The organism is Planctomycetia bacterium, from assembly GCA_021413845.1.
Classification (GTDB): Bacteria; Planctomycetota; Planctomycetia; order Pirellulales; family PNKZ01; genus PNKZ01.
In genome coordinates this window covers 24,033-39,601 of sequence record JAIOPP010000018.1, presented here as the reverse complement: position 1 = coordinate 39,601, position 15,569 = coordinate 24,033, and the positions used below count along the sequence as shown (strand labels likewise).

Annotated in this window: 13 protein-coding genes; 7 read left to right on the top strand and 6 right to left on the bottom strand. The window is 60.1% G+C overall.

Features of this window, described 5'->3' with window-relative positions; genetic code table 11:
• A partial coding sequence (locus K8U03_03465; protein MCE9603941.1) for a transposase occupies positions 1-778 on the top strand: 778 nt, incomplete at its 5' end.
• Here K8U03_03465 and K8U03_03460 read toward each other — a convergent pair.
• From K8U03_03460 to K8U03_03445, 4 genes are all read right to left on the bottom strand, one after another.
• A complete protein-coding gene (locus tag K8U03_03460) occupies positions 775-1,308 on the bottom strand; it encodes a hypothetical protein (protein ID MCE9603940.1) in 534 nt (177 codons plus the stop codon). The genes K8U03_03465 and K8U03_03460 overlap by 4 nt on opposite strands.
• Before the next feature lie 116 nt (positions 1,309-1,424).
• Positions 1,425-2,456: a hypothetical protein gene (locus K8U03_03455; GenBank protein ID MCE9603939.1), complete on the bottom strand. Its 1,032-nt coding sequence runs from the start codon at positions 2,454-2,456 to the stop codon at positions 1,425-1,427.
• Positions 2,457-2,935: 479 nt separating this feature from the next.
• Positions 2,936-4,021 carry a glycosyltransferase family 4 protein gene (locus K8U03_03450; protein MCE9603938.1) on the bottom strand — a complete coding sequence of 362 codons (1,086 nt, stop codon included), beginning with the start codon at positions 4,019-4,021 and terminating at the stop codon, positions 2,936-2,938.
• A gap of 430 nt (positions 4,022-4,451) precedes the next feature.
• A complete protein-coding gene (locus K8U03_03445; GenBank protein ID MCE9603937.1) occupies positions 4,452-4,967 on the bottom strand; it encodes a hypothetical protein in 516 nt (171 codons plus the stop codon).
• A gap of 269 nt (positions 4,968-5,236) precedes the next feature.
• Between K8U03_03445 and K8U03_03440 the strand changes: the two genes are divergently transcribed.
• Positions 5,237-6,508 (top strand): MFS transporter, encoded by a 1,272-nt coding sequence (locus tag K8U03_03440; GenBank protein ID MCE9603936.1) that lies wholly within the window; start codon positions 5,237-5,239, stop codon positions 6,506-6,508.
• 36 nt (positions 6,509-6,544) lie between these two features.
• Here K8U03_03440 and K8U03_03435 read toward each other — a convergent pair whose 3' ends face one another.
• Positions 6,545-7,252: a LuxR C-terminal-related transcriptional regulator gene (locus tag K8U03_03435; protein MCE9603935.1), complete on the bottom strand. Its 708-nt coding sequence runs from the start codon at positions 7,250-7,252 to the stop codon at positions 6,545-6,547.
• Positions 7,253-7,516: 264 nt separating this feature from the next.
• Entirely contained in the window at positions 7,517-8,149 is a 633-nt protein-coding gene (locus K8U03_03430; GenBank protein MCE9603934.1) for a response regulator, read from the bottom strand.
• 567 nt (positions 8,150-8,716) lie between these two features.
• Between K8U03_03430 and K8U03_03425 the strand changes: the two genes are divergently transcribed.
• The 5 genes from K8U03_03425 (at position 8,717) to K8U03_03405 (ending at position 15,528) form a co-directional block, all read left to right on the top strand.
• The gene (locus K8U03_03425; GenBank protein MCE9603933.1) at positions 8,717-9,475 is read left to right on the top strand and encodes a formylglycine-generating enzyme family protein; all 759 of its coding nucleotides are present in this window, start codon (positions 8,717-8,719) and stop codon (positions 9,473-9,475) included.
• A gap of 110 nt (positions 9,476-9,585) precedes the next feature.
• Positions 9,586-10,458, top strand: coding sequence for a hypothetical protein (locus tag K8U03_03420; protein MCE9603932.1), 873 nt, complete (start codon positions 9,586-9,588; stop codon positions 10,456-10,458).
• Positions 10,459-10,546: 88 nt separating this feature from the next.
• Positions 10,547-10,795, top strand: coding sequence for a hypothetical protein (locus K8U03_03415; GenBank protein ID MCE9603931.1), 249 nt, complete (start codon positions 10,547-10,549; stop codon positions 10,793-10,795).
• A gap of 278 nt (positions 10,796-11,073) precedes the next feature.
• Positions 11,074-13,044, top strand: coding sequence for an ABC transporter ATP-binding protein/permease (locus K8U03_03410; protein ID MCE9603930.1), 1,971 nt, complete (start codon positions 11,074-11,076; stop codon positions 13,042-13,044).
• A gap of 756 nt (positions 13,045-13,800) precedes the next feature.
• Positions 13,801-15,528: a DUF1549 and DUF1553 domain-containing protein gene (locus tag K8U03_03405; protein ID MCE9603929.1), complete on the top strand. Its 1,728-nt coding sequence runs from the start codon at positions 13,801-13,803 to the stop codon at positions 15,526-15,528.
• Positions 15,529-15,569: the final 41 nt, after the last annotated feature.

The following is a 15,569-nucleotide window of genomic DNA, read 5'->3' as shown; positions in this document are numbered from 1 at the left end:
CTACACGACGTTGCAAAAAGCGGCCGAGCGGCTGTTGGGCTCGAGCCGCGCCGGTCGCTTGCTCGACGCCACGCTCCAGCTCGCCCGCGTGCAAGGCCGCTTGAAGTCGCGCTGCGACCTGGCGGCGCTCGACGGGACCGGCTGGGAATCGCGGCACGTCAGCGCGTACTTCGTGCGACGTCGCGCGAACAACGGAAAAACGTGGCACGACACGACCTATCGACACTTCCCGAAGGCGGGCCTCGTCTGCGATTGCCGGAGTCATTTGATTCTCTCGATCGTGCCCGGCCGCGGCCCTGCGCCCGACGTGCCGCACTTCCGCGCAGCGCTCGACGACGCCCTGGCGCGCAAGCCGATCAAGACCTTGCTCGCCGACGCCGGTTACGATGCCGAGCACGTGCATGTCTACGCCCGCGAAGAGCGCGGCGTGGCGACGTTCATTCCGGCGAAGATCGGTCGCCCGACCGCCAAGCGCCCGCGCGGCTACTGGCGCGGCCGCATGGCGAGCCGACTGCATCTCACCCGCTACGGACAACGGTGGCAGATCGAGACCGTCAACAGTATGCTCAAGCGCCTGATGGGAAGCGCGCTGCGAGCCCGAACCCGAGACTCGCAAGACCGAGAACTCCGGCTAGCGCCTGATGGGAAGCGCGCTGCGAGCCCGAACCCGAGACTCGCAAGACCGAGAACTCCGGCTCCGAGCGCTCGCCCTCAACGTCATGATCCTCAGACGTTAAGCACCTTTTCTACAGAGCAAGAATGTCCCCTTATTTCTTAGCGCAAGAGTACCGCGCGTTCCAGGCAAAAATAGGTTACGTCGTCGCCCGTCGCCATGGTGCATTTATAAAGATGACGGTCGTTTTCGATTTCACCTTCCCATAACGTGCCTACCTGCTCAATCTCCTGCCCCGTCATTGCTGCGAGATAACGCCTAAGCGTTTCATCGGGAGCGGTCGATGCGGGGTGAATTCTTCGCTTTTCGTTGTTTGAAAGGATAGGGACATTCAATTGTTCGTCATATCGAGCAATCCAGAAATAAAATTCATATTTTGGATCACGATTGCCATTGCCTCCATCGCCATGGGCCAGCCATTCCGGATTTCTAGGAACTTTGAAATCCACGCATGATTCAATTGCATCTAATTGATTTTCAATCGCCTTGCTATCCGCCTTGTTGTTTTGTCGTAACACAACGAATCCACTTTCAGACAGCCGACTGGGGTCGCTCCATTTACAGGAACCAAACAAGAGCGTTATCGCTGCAACAACATGCAGAATAGGTCGCAGCGACACCTTGAATCGACTCATAGGTAATTAACAAGCCTTCCTAAATCTCGCAAGTGAGCTCAAATAAGGGACATTCTTACATCGTCACTATAGAAGTGATGAAAGCTCTCGACCTGTGCGAAGAACCCGACGCGATTTCAACGGACAAGAAGAAGCGGCCGCTCGGACGTTTGAACGTCCTTAAGCTCCGGCAGTGTTCGTAGCAGGGCGAGCGTGGCCCAGGCGGTGCCCAGGTAGCTGCTGAACTCAGGTGCCTGATAGGCCCGCGACACGACAAACCAAGATCCATCCTCTTTTTGATTCTTCAGCAAGTAGGCTCTGGCTTGGGCCGAGGCGGGGTCTTTAGTCGTTACTCCCGCCGTGCTCAGCGCCATCAAAGCTTGGCCGGTGGCTAGCGCATCGCTCTTGAGCTTTTTAGTCTGGCTCCAGCCGCCATCGTCTTGCTGCAGGGAAAGCAGATGTTTGACGTGCGCTTGCACGCCGTCTTTATTTCCCAAGCGCTGAGCGAGCATGATGCGCATCACCACGGATTGCAACGTGTCGCCGGGTGGTTTGTCGTTCAAAAACTTGAGGCCTCGCGCCTTGCTCTCGGCAAGCACTTTCCGAGAAATGCCGGACGGCTCGCGATAGTGCAGGGCCAACAGGGCCCACATCGTGGTCACATCATCGGTATCGAGCAGCGGCGCCATCAGACCATCAGGTGCTTTCTCGATAAACACCTTCCATGATCCATCCTCCTTTTGATGCTCTATCAGGTGAGCCGCAGCCTGGTCGAAGAACTTCGCCGTTTCGGCATTCGGCTCGCCCGCGGCGCCCATGCCGAAGATGAGATAGATGACATTGATGCTCCAATCGTTGAGCACATCGCGGTTGGTCGGCTGCATTTTGGGATGCGAGCCGTAAGCCGTCATCGACTTGACACGAACTTTTTCCAGCGACTCGTCGTTGACGGTGAAGCCCCGTCTTTTGGCCTCGTATCCGCTCCACATCATCCACGGGCCATGGTGACAACTGACGCACTTCGTCATCTCCCATTCCAGCCCACCCTTTTCCAGAAAAGCCAAGCTCTTTTCGACCGACTCCCGGATCTGCGAAGCGTCGACGGGCACCTCGGTCGAAGTCGAAGCGTTCTGGGCAAACACCGCGAGCGTAAAGATGAGCGGGAACATAGCAAAACTCCTTGGCGGGCGATGGGCGGAGCGATTGCGGCGGGAACCGACGTGTCTAACCATTAGACGCTAACTCGGCGTCGGATGACATGCGTTTCTATTTTCTTCTCGAAGCTCTTCAGTATCGCGATAAACGTCGCGAGCGAACGATCCTGCTACCGCCCTGAGTTCAGGAATGGAAGCACTAGACGTATTCGTGTTGGCCGGTCCAGTGGGTCCGCCGCACCCGATGACTGCGATCACGAGCAAGAGCACGGCGATGCGCATTCTCTTTTCCTTCGCCTTAGCCGCCTAATAGATATTCGCCCGCTGTATCGCGGTAAAGAACGGGATCATTCTCGAAGTTGTATTCGAGAACACGGCGACCCACAAATCGGTCGATCGAGAATCGATGCTCGAACGGGACAAGTTCGCGCTAGGCCGGCCGGCAGAAACTAGAGGCTGCGCGCGGAGGGCGGATTAACGACTTCGCGCGGCCGTTAATAGCAGAAGCTAGGTTGCGGGCTGCCTGTGAGGAGGCCGCCGAAGGGGGTCGGGTGGCCGTTGCCGAAGCCGAACAGGCTCGGCAGGGTCGCTTGGTCCCGTGCCGATTCCGCGAGCGAGTCGAGGAGGTTCGTCCAGAGCATCGCGCCGCGATGGACGGAGAATTTCGCTTCGACTTTGCGCCGCCCGGCGGTGCCCATCCGTTGTCGCAATTCCGGATCGCGCGCCAACGTGCGCACGGCGTCGACCCATTCATCGGCCGTGGTGGCTAAGAAGCCCGACACGCCGTGCTCGATCAACTGCGGATGCACGCCGACGGGATTCGCGACGACCGGCAGGCCCGCCGCCATGTATTGGAGAATTTTCAAGCCGCACTTGCCGCGACTCCACGGATCGTCGGGAATCCAGCTGATGCCGATCTCGGCCGCGGAGAGCTCGGCCGCTTCGGTCGCTTCCGACCAAGCGCAAAACTCCGTCGGCATGCCGGCCTCGGCGAGGTCGCGATCGCAAATCAATTTTAAGCGCGCGTGCGGGAGGCACTTGCCGATGCGCCGGAAATAGCCGCGCACCGTCTCTAAGCCTTGCAGCGTACTCGAGGAACCGATCCAAACCAGCCGTAGCTTGTCGCTCGCAATATGCGGAGCGAGCGGGTAGCGGTCGAGGTCGACGCACGTCGGGATGATGTGAACTTTATTCGGGTCGGTCCAGCGCGCCGCTTCTTCCGCGAGAAACGAATTGCCCGCGACCACGGCATCGACCGAACGGACCACGCGACGAAAGCGTCGTTGCTTGTAGGAACACTCGATCCCTTGGCGCGCGTACGAATCGCGGTAGAAGATCGCATCGTCGAAATCGAAGATGAGCTGCCGAGCAAATTGCCGCACGAGCAACCAATCGGCCGTGGGCAGCAGCGAGCGTTGCACGACGACGGCGTCGGCGTCGCGCAAGCTATGTCGCGCGCCGACCGTCGATTGCCAGGTGCCGCTCCAGAGGCTGAAGTCGAGCGAGTGTCGGACGTTTTGCAGCAAACGCCGATAGGCCGTCAGCCGATAGCGACAGCAAACATGCTCAGGGCTTTTCACGAACGCCGCCAGCCGCATCACCGCTCCCGAAAATACCGTAGCCTCGGCCCAGAGGGGCCGGGATCGAAACGGGCGGATAGTAGGGAAAACAGGTTGAGCGGCATAGATCAATCGGCACGGTCGCGAAACGGCATCTGCCGGCAGCTTTCTTTTTGCTCCCTGCACAGCATATGTGACCCGACCGAGGCGGCACGTTAGACTGAAAGCACCCTTCACAGGAGGGGGGGGTCTGATTCGTTCGGGCATGAGGCGAGGCCAATAAAGACGGCGGCCCGATGCAGATTCTCTTGCGCGTGACTGAGGGGAAGCTCAAGCCGCTGGAAGAGCGCATGCCCGAGCGAACGAAGTAGTGGCGGTGCTACGATGCCGGCGCGTTCAAGAGGTAGCCGCTCGCCGCAAGTGAGAACGTAGGGCGAACTCGGCTATGTACTTAGCCGTAGAGTCGCCAGACTTCGAAGCCGATCAGGCCGACCACGGTCCAGAGGAGGCCTTGATATTCGCGACTCTTCGTCCATTGCCGGGGCGTGCGGGCCGCATACGTGGGCCAGCGCTGAGGATACTTCTCGTCGAGTCGGCGTTCTTCGTTCAACACGGTGAAGACGTAGATCGCCAAGATCGGCCCGCAGACGACGACGAAGTCGTGCGTGTAGCCGATCATCAGGCAGAAGCCGATCATCACGGCGAACGAGCCGAGATAGAGCGGGTTGCGGCAGAGAGAGTACGGCCCGACGGTCGTGAGATCGATCCCTTTGCGCAAAATGCCCGCGGCCCAACTTCGCACGCCGAGACCGAGCAAGACCATTGCGAAGCCGAGAACCCCTGGCAGGCTCGGATTGCGCAGCCAACCGTAGTTCGGCTTCGTGCCGAAGATCAGATCTTCGACGATCAGCGCAATAAACAAGAGGAGCGAGATCGTAACTCGATTGCGAACGAAGAAGCGCCGCACACTCGCTCCGAAAAGACCCCTGGTAGGAAGACTCGAAGCAGGCATGCGCGGAATTCTCGTCGAGCGTAGGAAGAATGAAGCCGTGAATTCTAGCGAGGGAGAAAGAGCAGGCCAATTCGAGCAAAGCGAAACAGCCGAGAATTCTTGCAGTCGATAAGACGTATCATTAGTCGAGCGGTGAGATTGTTGCCGGTGGATAGAAGTCGTAGTTCGTGCGGCGTTCTTTGCGATACGATACGGATCCGATACCCCTCGAAAGAATGCCGTTCATGAGCCATTTGGGCCATTTAACACGTGACGGGAAGATCTTGTTCGCTACGCGCTCGGCGCGGATGTTTTCTTACGGACTCGTCTCCGTCGGGCTCGTGATCTACCTCGCGGAGCTCGGCCTTGCGGAATGGGAGATCGGGCTGTTGCTGAGTCTGACTTTGGTCGGCGACACGTTGATCTCGCTCGGGCTGACGACGACGGCCGATCGGTTCGGACGGCGGCGGACCTTGCTCATCGGGGCGGCGCTGATGATGGTCGCCGGCGTGACGTTCGCCGCGACCGGCAACTTCTTCTTGCTGCTCTTCGCCGCGACGATCGGCGTGATCAGCCCGAGCGGGAACGAGATCGGACCGTTTCTGTCCGTCGAACAGGCGGCGCTGTCGCACCTCGTCGGCGATGAGCGGCGGACCGATCTGTTTGCGTGGTACAACCTCGTCGGCTCGTTCTCCACGGCGCTCGGCGCATTGGCCGGCGGGCTCATCGTCGAATGGTCGGAAGAGCTCGGCTTCGGCGGAGCGGCTGCTTACCGGCCGATCCTCCTGCTGTATACCGCGATCGGTGCGGCGATGGTCGTCGGCTTCGCGCGGCTCTCGCCGGCGATCGAAGTTGTGTCGGCTGCATCCGCGCCGGAAGATGTGGCGCAGCCGGATGTCGCGAGCCCGCTCAAGAAGACGGTGTTAGGGCTCCATGCTTCGCGGGGGATCGTGTGGCGGTTGTCGTTGTTGTTTGCGCTCGATGCCTTCGGCGGCGGCTTCGTGATTCAGAGCATCATCGCGTATTGGTTTCATGTTCGCTATCGATTGGATCCGGCGACGCTCGGGACGATCTTCTTTTTCGCCAACCTCTTCGCCGGAGTTTCGGCCTTGAGCGCCGGGTGGTTGGCGCGGCGCATCGGGCTGGTGAACACGATGGTGTTCACGCACCTACCGTCGAACGTGCTGCTCGTGCTCGTGCCGCTGATGCCGAACGTGGAGTGGGCCGTCGCGCTGTTGCTGGCGCGGTTCAGCATCTCGCAGATGGATGTCCCGACGCGGCAAGCCTACACGATGGCGGTCGTGCGGCCGGACGAACGCTCGGCGGCGGCTGGAGTAACGGCGGTGGCGCGCTCGATCGGGGGTTCGATTTCGCCGCTGCTCGCAACGGTGTTGGTCGGGAGCGCGACGTGGATGAGCACCCCCTTTTTCTTAGCCGGCGGCTTGAAGATCGCCTACGACGTGCTGCTGTTCCGCGCCTTTGCGAAGAACGAGAAAAAAGGGGACAGTCCCCATTAAATAAGGATTAAATAATGGGGACTGTCCCCTTTGATGTTACTCGCCCGCGTCTTCCGTGTGCGGCGCGTCGGCTTGCGGTAGATAAAGGCCGCTCTTGAGGTAGCGGATGCTCTTCGCCGGATCGTGCTCGAGTTGCAGTGCCTCGGCGTCGCGCAGCGTGGCGGCGATCTCGGCGATGCTCCGCGTGGCGAACTTCGAGAAGATTCGTTTGCGGCGCGCTTCGACCGTGCGCATGGCGATGCCGAGCTGGCCGGCGATGTTCTTATTGGCTTTGCCCGAGAGCATGAGCCGTAAGACTTCCAGCTCCCCTCCGCCGATCTGCGCAAGCCGGTTCTTCGCGGCCGTGCATTGCACCATGCGCTCTTGCAAGCGCAGCGAAGCGGCATGGGCCGCGGTGAGTGCTTGCGGAAGGTGCTCGCTCTCGGCGGGCCAATCGAGGATGTCGTCGGCACCTCCTTGTAAGGCCTCGACGATGGTGCGCGTGTCGGGCCGTTCGACGAGGAACACCGAGGCCAACGGAGACTGACGGGCGACGAGTTCGGGGATCAACGTGCGAGCGATGTCGCCGCGCGGCGGCAACGGAGCGACGACGCAGCCGGGCTGCGAGAGATCGTCGGACGCTAAGAGTTGCTCGACGCCGGAATAAGTTCGACGCCCGATACCCAGCGACGACACGATGGCCGAGAGAGGCGCATACGTCTCCGTCGCGAGATTTACCAAGTGGCAAATCCAGTGAACGCTCATGCAATCGATTCCTTCCGCAAACTCAATCGAAGTAAATAGTCATGCCAAATTAATTGCTCCTCTATGCTGCCCCAGGGCTGATTATCGATCGAGACGGAGGTGTTGAGGCTGGCGAGTCTACGCCATTCACGAGCGCGCTATTTGCCGGCTCGGCGGTAGTGATTGGCGGCGCGAAACAGGACGGGTGCCGAGAAGAAATCGGTGCTCGAGCGCGTGCTCTAGAGCATCTTCCGACGAAAGTGCGAGTACCGCGCGTGCGAGCGGCTAGCGGAGTTTCGCGATGAGCGTGGCGAGTTCCGAAACGGAATTCACTTCCATCTTCGTCAAGACGGCCCGGCGTCGGCGATCGATGGTTCGCATGCTCAAGTGAAGTTGTGCGGCGATGCTTTTGTTCGCCAATCCGGCGACCATGCATTCGAGCACTTCGCGCTCGTCGGCAGTCAGCTCATCGAAATTGCGGCGGGCTTCGGCCAGCCGTTGTCGAGCCTCGCGTCGGTTGAGTGTCGCGCGCACCGCACGGTCGACCGCTGCGAGTAGTTCGTTCGGATGGTATGGCTTTTCCAGAAGCGTCGTGGCGCCTTCTTCCATCAGGCGCACCGCGGTGCGCACGTCGGCATGGCCTGTCAGCACGATGACGGAGACGATGCTCCCTTGCGCCGTGAGTCGCTTGAGAAGTTCCCCCCCGTCGACGTTGGGCATGCGCAGATCGGTGACGACGCACGCCAGATTTTCTTCATCGAAGTCTTGAAAGAAGTCTTCGGCTCCCGCATAGCCGCGCACGGCATAGCCGTTGGTCTTGAGGATCCGGCAGGTGAGATCGAGCACCGAGTCGTCGTCGTCGACGACGCAGACCAGCGGAGTTGCACGGGGTAGGTTTGTTTCCGATTCGGTGGTCATGGCGCTGTGGTGCATCGTTCGGAAGGCTTGGCCGGAAATCCATTTCAGTTTCCGCATCGTTCGCGGCTCTGCCGACTCTCGGCACGAGCGACGAACTAAGCGCTCTTCTCAAAGACGCGTGCGGGATCGGCATTGCCGAGCTGCGTGTCTTAGATTTTCCCGACCGGCGATATTCTTGAAATCGCGAATACTTCGGCAACAGGGCTAAGCGGATTTCCAAGAAAATTCAAAGGAACCGAGCGCGCGTGAAAGGGGCTTTCCGAGCGTCGAACCGCTAAAGGTAGGATCCAGCGGTGGGTGGGGTGGTCATGGCTTCCGTCTCCGAATCAGTTTACTCGCGTCTGAGCGGGCCGTACTAGGGTCGCCGTGCCGTTTTCGGGAGCAAGTGTCGAAAACCGCATGCCCCTCCTCATGATTACAACACGGGGGCAAAGTGCGCGTGCGCAAGAAAAAAACGCCGGCTTACCGACGCGCAGCCGATCCGTTACGATTCCCGCAAGTAATCAGTTTACTCAGCAGCAGTTCCGATCTTCGCCCGATCTCTCTGATCCCTAGCGAGCGTGCCCCATGTTCGTCGTCTTAGCGTTGTGCGTGTTGGCGGCGGCTCCCGAAGCCGGTGCGGCGAACGAGGCCGCGTTGTTGAAAACGTTTCGCGAAGAGTTCGTCACGATCACGCCGGGAACCGATAAGTTTCCCGCGCAGTTGGAGCTCGTCGACGGTAAGCGGACGCGCACGCTCAAGCCGACCGGACCCTACGCGATCGCCAAGTACGAAGTGCCGCAGAACCTTTGGGTCGCCGTGATGGGCTCGAACCCAAGCCGTTGGAAGGGACCGCGCAACAGCGTCGAGATGTTGTCGTTCGACGATGCGCAAGATTTCTGTAAACGTGCGACTGAAAAGCTGCGCGCCGCGAAGCTCATCGAACCGACGCAAGCGGTGCGCCTGCCGACGGAAGCCGAATGGGAATACGCGGCCCGCGCCGGCACGACCACGCGCTATTCGTTCGGCGACGACCTGACGCAGCTCGACGCCTACGCTTGGCACACGGGCAACGCTGCCGGCAACGACCCGGCCGTCGGCGAGAAGAAGCCCAACGCTTGGGGGCTCTACGACACGCACGGCTACCTCTGGGAGTGGTGCGAAGCGAGCGGCCCGAACCCCGGTGCCGCGGTCCAAGGTTCGTTGCGCGGGGGGAGCTGGAAAGACAAAGGGGAACTGCTCGCCAACGATTATCGTCGCGCGGCCGAACGGGACCTACGCGACGACGCCGTCGGTCTGCGCTGCGTATTAACGGTGCCCGTGGCGAGCGAAACTCCCGCTAAGTGACTGGGTGACACCAGGTGATAGGGGTGCCGCAGCAGCCGACGACGCATTCCCGACGCCCCTGCCGGGTCTCCCTGGACGTCGCAAACCGGGGGTGCTAATCTTGGCGGAATATGGCTATTGCCGCTCCGCCAACCGCCGCCGAAGTCGTCGCCACGTTCGTGCAAGCGACGGAAGCCAACCGCACGACTCCGGTTCGACTCGGCAATGTCCTCCAACTCGGCGCCTCCGCGGGGGAAGATGTCCTCGTCAGCGCCGATCTGCATGGGCATCGGGCCAACTTCGAGGCGATCCTGGCGCTCGCGGATCTCGATCGTCGGCCGCGCCGGCATCTGATCATGCAAGAGGTCTGCCACGGCGGCCCGACCTATCCCGGCGGCGGCTGCATGTCGCATCGGATGTTGGAAGACGTCGCGCGGCTCAAGGTTCGTTATCCCGACCGGTTTCACTTTTTGCTCTCGAACCATGAGCTGGCGGAGCTGACCGAGTTTCCGATCATGAAGTCGCGGAAACTGTTGAACGTCATGTTTCGGCTCGGTATGCAAGAAGCCTACGGCGCGGATACGGAGCAAGTCCGCACGGCCGCGCTCGAGTTCATCGCGAGTTGTCCGGCGGCGGCGCGCGTCGGGCAGTCGGTCTTCGTGTCGCATAGTTGTCCCGAGAAGTCGGACACCGATTGTTTCGACGCCGGAGTTTTCGCGCGACCTTATACGCAGCGCGACTTCTGCGACGGCGGCGCGATCTTTCGGCTCGTCTGGGGCCGCGACTTCCGCGCAGCCAACGCCGTGGCCTTCGCTAAGGCCGTCAATGCGAAGTGTCTGGTTCACGGACACGAGCCCTGCCCGCTCGGCTATCGCATTCCGAACGATAAGCAAATCATCATCGACTGCTGCAACGACCAGGCCGCCTACTGCCTACTGCTGCCGATGGACCGCGAGCTCGGGCACGCCGAAGTCGTGCAACGCTTGAAGCGGCTGGAAGTATAAGGCGCGGTTGCTCGGCATCGTGGCGATTGTCCGAGGCGAGCGGCCGGTGTGAACCGGCCGTTGAGAGCGGCGCACCGTCGAGAAATCTATGCACGACGCTACCGTGAAGCCCCGCCGATTTCGCTTCTCGCTCCGGACGATGATCCTCTGGATCTTCCCTTACATCGGCATCTGCTTCGTCATTTTGACGGCTTTCCGCGAGCCGATCATAGATCCCGGGGAAGCCCTGCCGATGTTCCATTGGGTGCGACTCTCGGCGATCGGTATCTTCACCGCGGTCTTGATCGCCTTATTCCGAGAAGACCGACGTGCGCGACGCTTGCAAGCCGGCCGATAGAAACCTCTAGATCGAGTTCCTCTTTATGAACGGCGAGCGGCCGGTGTGAACCGGCCGTTTCTGCACATCGGCGACGTATTGCAGTCATTGCCGGCATCGCCGACGCCACAGCGAACTAGCAACTGTTACCTGACTCTCGCTTAGTAGCAGCGCTCTTGGTTGCTCTGGGGCGTTTTGCTAGAACGTCGCCCCCGGTTGCACGTCTTCGCCGTTCGTGGTTGCGCCGGGGATCGGATTTCGCCGTTTGCCGCCTTCGGCCTCGCTTCGGAAAGCGCTCGATGAACAATTTCGGTAGGTCTCTCAAGCTGGCCCTACGGTATCGCTATACGCTCATCGGCTCGTTCGTTTGCGCGCTCGCCGTCGCGGCGCTCTGGGGCGGAAACATCGGCGCGGTCTATCCGATCTTCGAGATCTCGATGAAGGGCGAATCGATCTCGGACTGGACGACGAAGAATATCGCCGCCTCGCGCAAGCTCGTCGCCGCCGAAGAAGCCGAACTGGCCGCCCTTCCGCCGGCCGACGAGGACCGTCGGCGTGAGCTGACGGTGAAGCACGATGCCGATCTTGCCTCATTGCGGTTCTACGAATGGGCCGACGAACGGGTCGTTCGCCCATATCTTAACTTCGCGCCGTTCCAGACGTTGGTGTTGGTCGTCGCGGTGTTCATCTTCGGCACGCTCGTAAAAAGCGCGTTCCTCGTCGTCAACCAGATCCTCGTCTACCGACTCTCGAACCTCGCGATCATCGATCTTCGCAAAGAGTTCTTCCGACGTACGCTGCGCGGCGACCTTTCGCGCTTCAGCGGCGAAGGGACCAGCGAGCTCATGAGTCGCTTCACTTACGACATGGAAAGCCTACTCAGCGCCCACGTCGAATTCTACGGCAAGCTCGTGCGCGAGCCGCTGAAGATGCTCGCCTGTCTCATCGGGGCGGGCCTCGTCAGTTGGCGGCTCCTGCTCTTCTCGCTCGTGCTCGCCCCGCCGGCGGTGTTGGTCGTGCGGTGGCTCGCCAAGGCGCTCAAGAAAGCCAACCGCAGGATGATGGAAGAGATGTCGACCATGTACGACATCCTCGACGAGACGTTCCAAGGAATCAAAGTCGTGAAAGCGTTCACGATGGAGCGCCACGAGCGCCGCCGGTTCCATATGAGCAATAAGGAATACTACCGCAAAGCGATGCGCATCGGCCGCTACGACGCGCTGGCCCGACCGATGATCGAAGTCCTCGGGCTCGGAACCATCTGCGTCGCGTTTCTGGCGGGGGCTTATTTGGTGCTGAATCAAGAGACGCACCTGCTGGGCATCCGGCTCGCCGCCGAACCGATTTCGCTCGCCATGATGCTCGTCTTCTACGGCATGCTGGCCGGCACGACCGATCCGGCGCGCAAACTTTCGGAAGTGTTCAGCCGGTTGCAGCGCGGCTCGGCCGCCGCCGATCGGATCTATCAACTCATCGACTCGAAGCCGACGATCGTGAACGTCTCGAACCCGACGCCGCTGGCCCGACATAGCCGCGACCTGGTCTTCGAGAACGTCGACTTCCACTATCAGCCGACGCAGCGCGTGCTCGAACGGGTTTCGCTGCGCATCAAGTTCGGCGAGACGATCGCGATCGTCGGGCCCAACGGCTGCGGCAAAAGTACGCTGGCGAATTTGGTGCCGCGCTTCTTCGACCCGATCGGCGGGCGGGTCTTGATCGACGGCATCGACGTGCGCGAGGTCCGCTTGCGCGAGCTGAGGACTCAGATCGGCTTGGTCTCGCAAGAGACGCAACTCTTCGACGACACGGTGCTGAACAACATTCGCTACGGTTGCCCGCACGCCACGCGCGAGCAAGTGATCGCCGCGGCGAAGCAGGCCCATGCCCATCGGTTTATCGAAGACAAGCTCGAGCACGGCTACGACTCGATTATCGGTCCGCGCGGCGGCAAGCTCTCGGGCGGACAGCGGCAACGGATCTCGCTGGCTCGCGCGATCCTCCGCGATCCAGCGATCTTGGTGCTCGACGAAGCGACGAGCCAAGTCGACCTAGAGAGCGAGCAGGTGATTCACAAGGTGCTGGAAGAGTTCGTGAAGCACAGAACCACGATCATCATCACGCACCGCCTCTCGACTTTGGCGCTCGCCGACCGGATCGTGGTGATGAACGCCGGCCGGATTCTCGACGTCGGCACGCATGAAGAATTGCTCGGCCGCTGCGATCTTTACGGCCGACTGCACGACCTTCAATTCCGCGAACAAGCGGCCTAGCGGCGACCACGCGCGGCGGCGCTTGCCGAGCCGCGGTTTCGCACAGCTTATCCACAATGATCCGTGCGGCGGACCGCTGCGTCGCCGAATCGGCAACATCGTTCTATCTTCAAATTCGGAGCGGTCACTTGTCTTCGGCACGCGTCTTGCGTAATAGGGACCGCGCCGCCCCTTAGGAACAGAGGGGGCGGCACTCCGATCTCACCGATCGGAACGCTGGCGAAAGACGTGATGGCAGGGCCGGAACAGAGGCTGGTCTTGTCGAACGTGCTCCGGAAACACTAGGATTTGCGGCACTTGCGAGTGTCGCACGGAAAATCGCAACCGCTGCGACCGAGTTTTCCGAGACGGGTTCGAGAGAGAAGTCGGAAGTTTGTGCGAGGCGAACTTCCGACCGACTGTTGCAAAATGATTGTAGCGAAAAGATACAGATGTATTGAAATGCTACAGTCAGACTCAGTCGCAGGACGATAACGGACGGGTTGCAGGATGGTCTCGATCGAGAAGTAGGAACGGCCGAAAACCTTAATGCGAAAAGGTTTTGATTGACTTAGGCCGGGTAATTTCTACCATAAACGATTGGCTATTCTTGCCACCTCTCCCAATGAGGGATGTTCCTGCGAGGGGCTCGAAGAGTTACGACGCGCGGATCGCTCAGAGTTTAGATCTAGCTTTTAGATTGCAATGACACGTCTTGGAAAGGCACGGTCGATCATGACCAAGTGGTTCAAATTCTCTTCTTGTGCACTGCTCTGTATGGGTGCGACGGGCATTGCGCTCGTGCAACCCGGTAAACACACGACGGCTGCGGAACTCGCTCCGGCCGCCGCTTCGCCTGCCGCTGCGACTCGCGTCATACCGCGTAGCGCCGCCGGTAGCTCCGTGACGGAACAAGACATCGTCACTTTCATCAACGAACAAATTCGCGCCGGTTGGAAAGACGGAGGAATCAATCCTTCCGCTGCCGCTACCGACGCCGAATGGTGCCGTCGTGTTTATCTCGACATCATCGGCCGACTGCCGACCGTCGAAGAAACCGATGCGTTCCTTCGCTCGGGCGGACCTGAAAAGCGTTTGCGTCTCGTCTCGTTGCTCATGGGCGAAACCGTCTCGAGCAACTCCAACAACGCGAAAGACGCTGCCGCCGCCGAGCGCTATCTCGAAGAATACGCTCGCAACTGGTCGACGATCTATTCGATTCTGTTGGTAGGTCGTCCGCCGGCCGGCAACAACAACCGCGAAATGGTCAACCGCGACGGCATGCTCGCCTATCTCCGCGGCTCGCTCTTGCGTAACAAGCCGTGGGACAAGATCGTCGAAGAAATCGTCGGCGCTCAAGGAACCACGAAGCCGGGCTCGCCGAACTTCAACGGGGCGACGAACTTCCTCGTCAACAAGTTGCAAGAGAACGCCGCCGAAGCGACCGCCAAGACCGCTAAGTATTTCCTCGGCATCCAAGTGCAATGCACGCAATGCCACAACCATCCGTTCAACGATTGGAAGCAAGACCAATTCTGGGGTCTCAACGCTTTCTTCCGTCAAACGAAAGCGAAGACCGCTCGCGATGGCCGCGCCATCGACTACGTGACCCTCGAAAACGAAGACTACGCCGGCGAAGGAAGCAACCCGAAGGAAGCCGAAATTTATTTCGAGCTTCGTAACGGCGAGCTCCGCGTCGCCTACCCGACGTTCGTCGACGGCACGAAGATCAAGAACTCCGGTTATGTCAACGAAGTCGATCGTCGGACCGAACTTTCCAAGTTGGTCGTCAAGCACGAAAACTTCGGTAAGGCGATGGTCAATCGGATGTGGGGCCACTTCTTCGGCTACGGCTTCACGAAGCCGGTCGACGACATGGGCCCGCACAATCCCGTCTCGCATCCGGAACTGCTCGATCGGATGGGCTCGGAGTTCACGGCTCGTGGTCACAACATCAAAGAACTCATCAAGTGGATCACGTTGAGCGAAGCTTACGGCCTGTCGAGCAAGAGCACGCCGAAGAACAAGAAAGACGATCCCTCGTTGGGTGAGAAGCCGAAGTTCTCGCACTTCTACCTCCGCCAAATGCAAGCGGAAGAGTTGTACGAGTCGTTGCTCGCCGCGACTAAGGCCGCTTCCGAAGGTTCGGCCGAAGAGCAACAAGCCAAGAAAGACGCTTGGCTCCGTCAGTTCACCGTCACCTTCGGCAACGACGAAGGAGATGAAGCCACGACGTTCAACGGTACGATCCCGCAAGTGTTGATGATGATGAACGGCGATCTCACGAAGACCGCCCTCGCCAGCAACTTCATGACGCAGCTTACCGCCAGCAACATGTCGTTGAAGGAGAAGGTCGACTTCCTCTACATGGCTACGTTGTCGCGCAAGCCGACCAGCCAAGAAGCGGCCGTCGCTCTTTCGGCTCGGGAAGCCAACGCAGGCGGAGTTCTGCAAGACGTGTTCTGGGCTCTGCTCAATTCCAACGAGTTCATCTTCAACCACTAAACCGATTTGCCTGTTTCCGTTCACTTGTCCGAATTCATTTA

Excerpts from the sequence above, each read along its gene's own strand:
- K8U03_03435 (MCE9603935.1), bottom strand. The coding sequence starts at position 7,252 with ATGAGCGTTCACTGGATTTGCCACTTGGTAAATCTCGCGACGGAGACG.
- K8U03_03430 (MCE9603934.1), bottom strand. The coding sequence starts at position 8,149 with ATGACCACCGAATCGGAAACAAACCTACCCCGTGCAACTCCGCTGGTC.
- K8U03_03420 (MCE9603932.1), top strand. The coding sequence starts at position 9,586 with ATGGCTATTGCCGCTCCGCCAACCGCCGCCGAAGTCGTCGCCACGTTC.
- K8U03_03410 (MCE9603930.1), top strand. The coding sequence starts at position 11,074 with ATGAACAATTTCGGTAGGTCTCTCAAGCTGGCCCTACGGTATCGCTAT.
- K8U03_03415 (MCE9603931.1), top strand. The coding sequence starts at position 10,547 with ATGCACGACGCTACCGTGAAGCCCCGCCGATTTCGCTTCTCGCTCCGG.
- K8U03_03425 (MCE9603933.1), top strand. The coding sequence starts at position 8,717 with ATGTTCGTCGTCTTAGCGTTGTGCGTGTTGGCGGCGGCTCCCGAAGCC.
- K8U03_03405 (MCE9603929.1), top strand. The coding sequence starts at position 13,801 with ATGGGTGCGACGGGCATTGCGCTCGTGCAACCCGGTAAACACACGACG.
- K8U03_03440 (MCE9603936.1), top strand. The coding sequence starts at position 5,237 with ATGAGCCATTTGGGCCATTTAACACGTGACGGGAAGATCTTGTTCGCT.
- K8U03_03460 (MCE9603940.1), bottom strand. The coding sequence starts at position 1,308 with ATGAGTCGATTCAAGGTGTCGCTGCGACCTATTCTGCATGTTGTTGCA.
- K8U03_03455 (MCE9603939.1), bottom strand. The coding sequence starts at position 2,456 with ATGTTCCCGCTCATCTTTACGCTCGCGGTGTTTGCCCAGAACGCTTCG.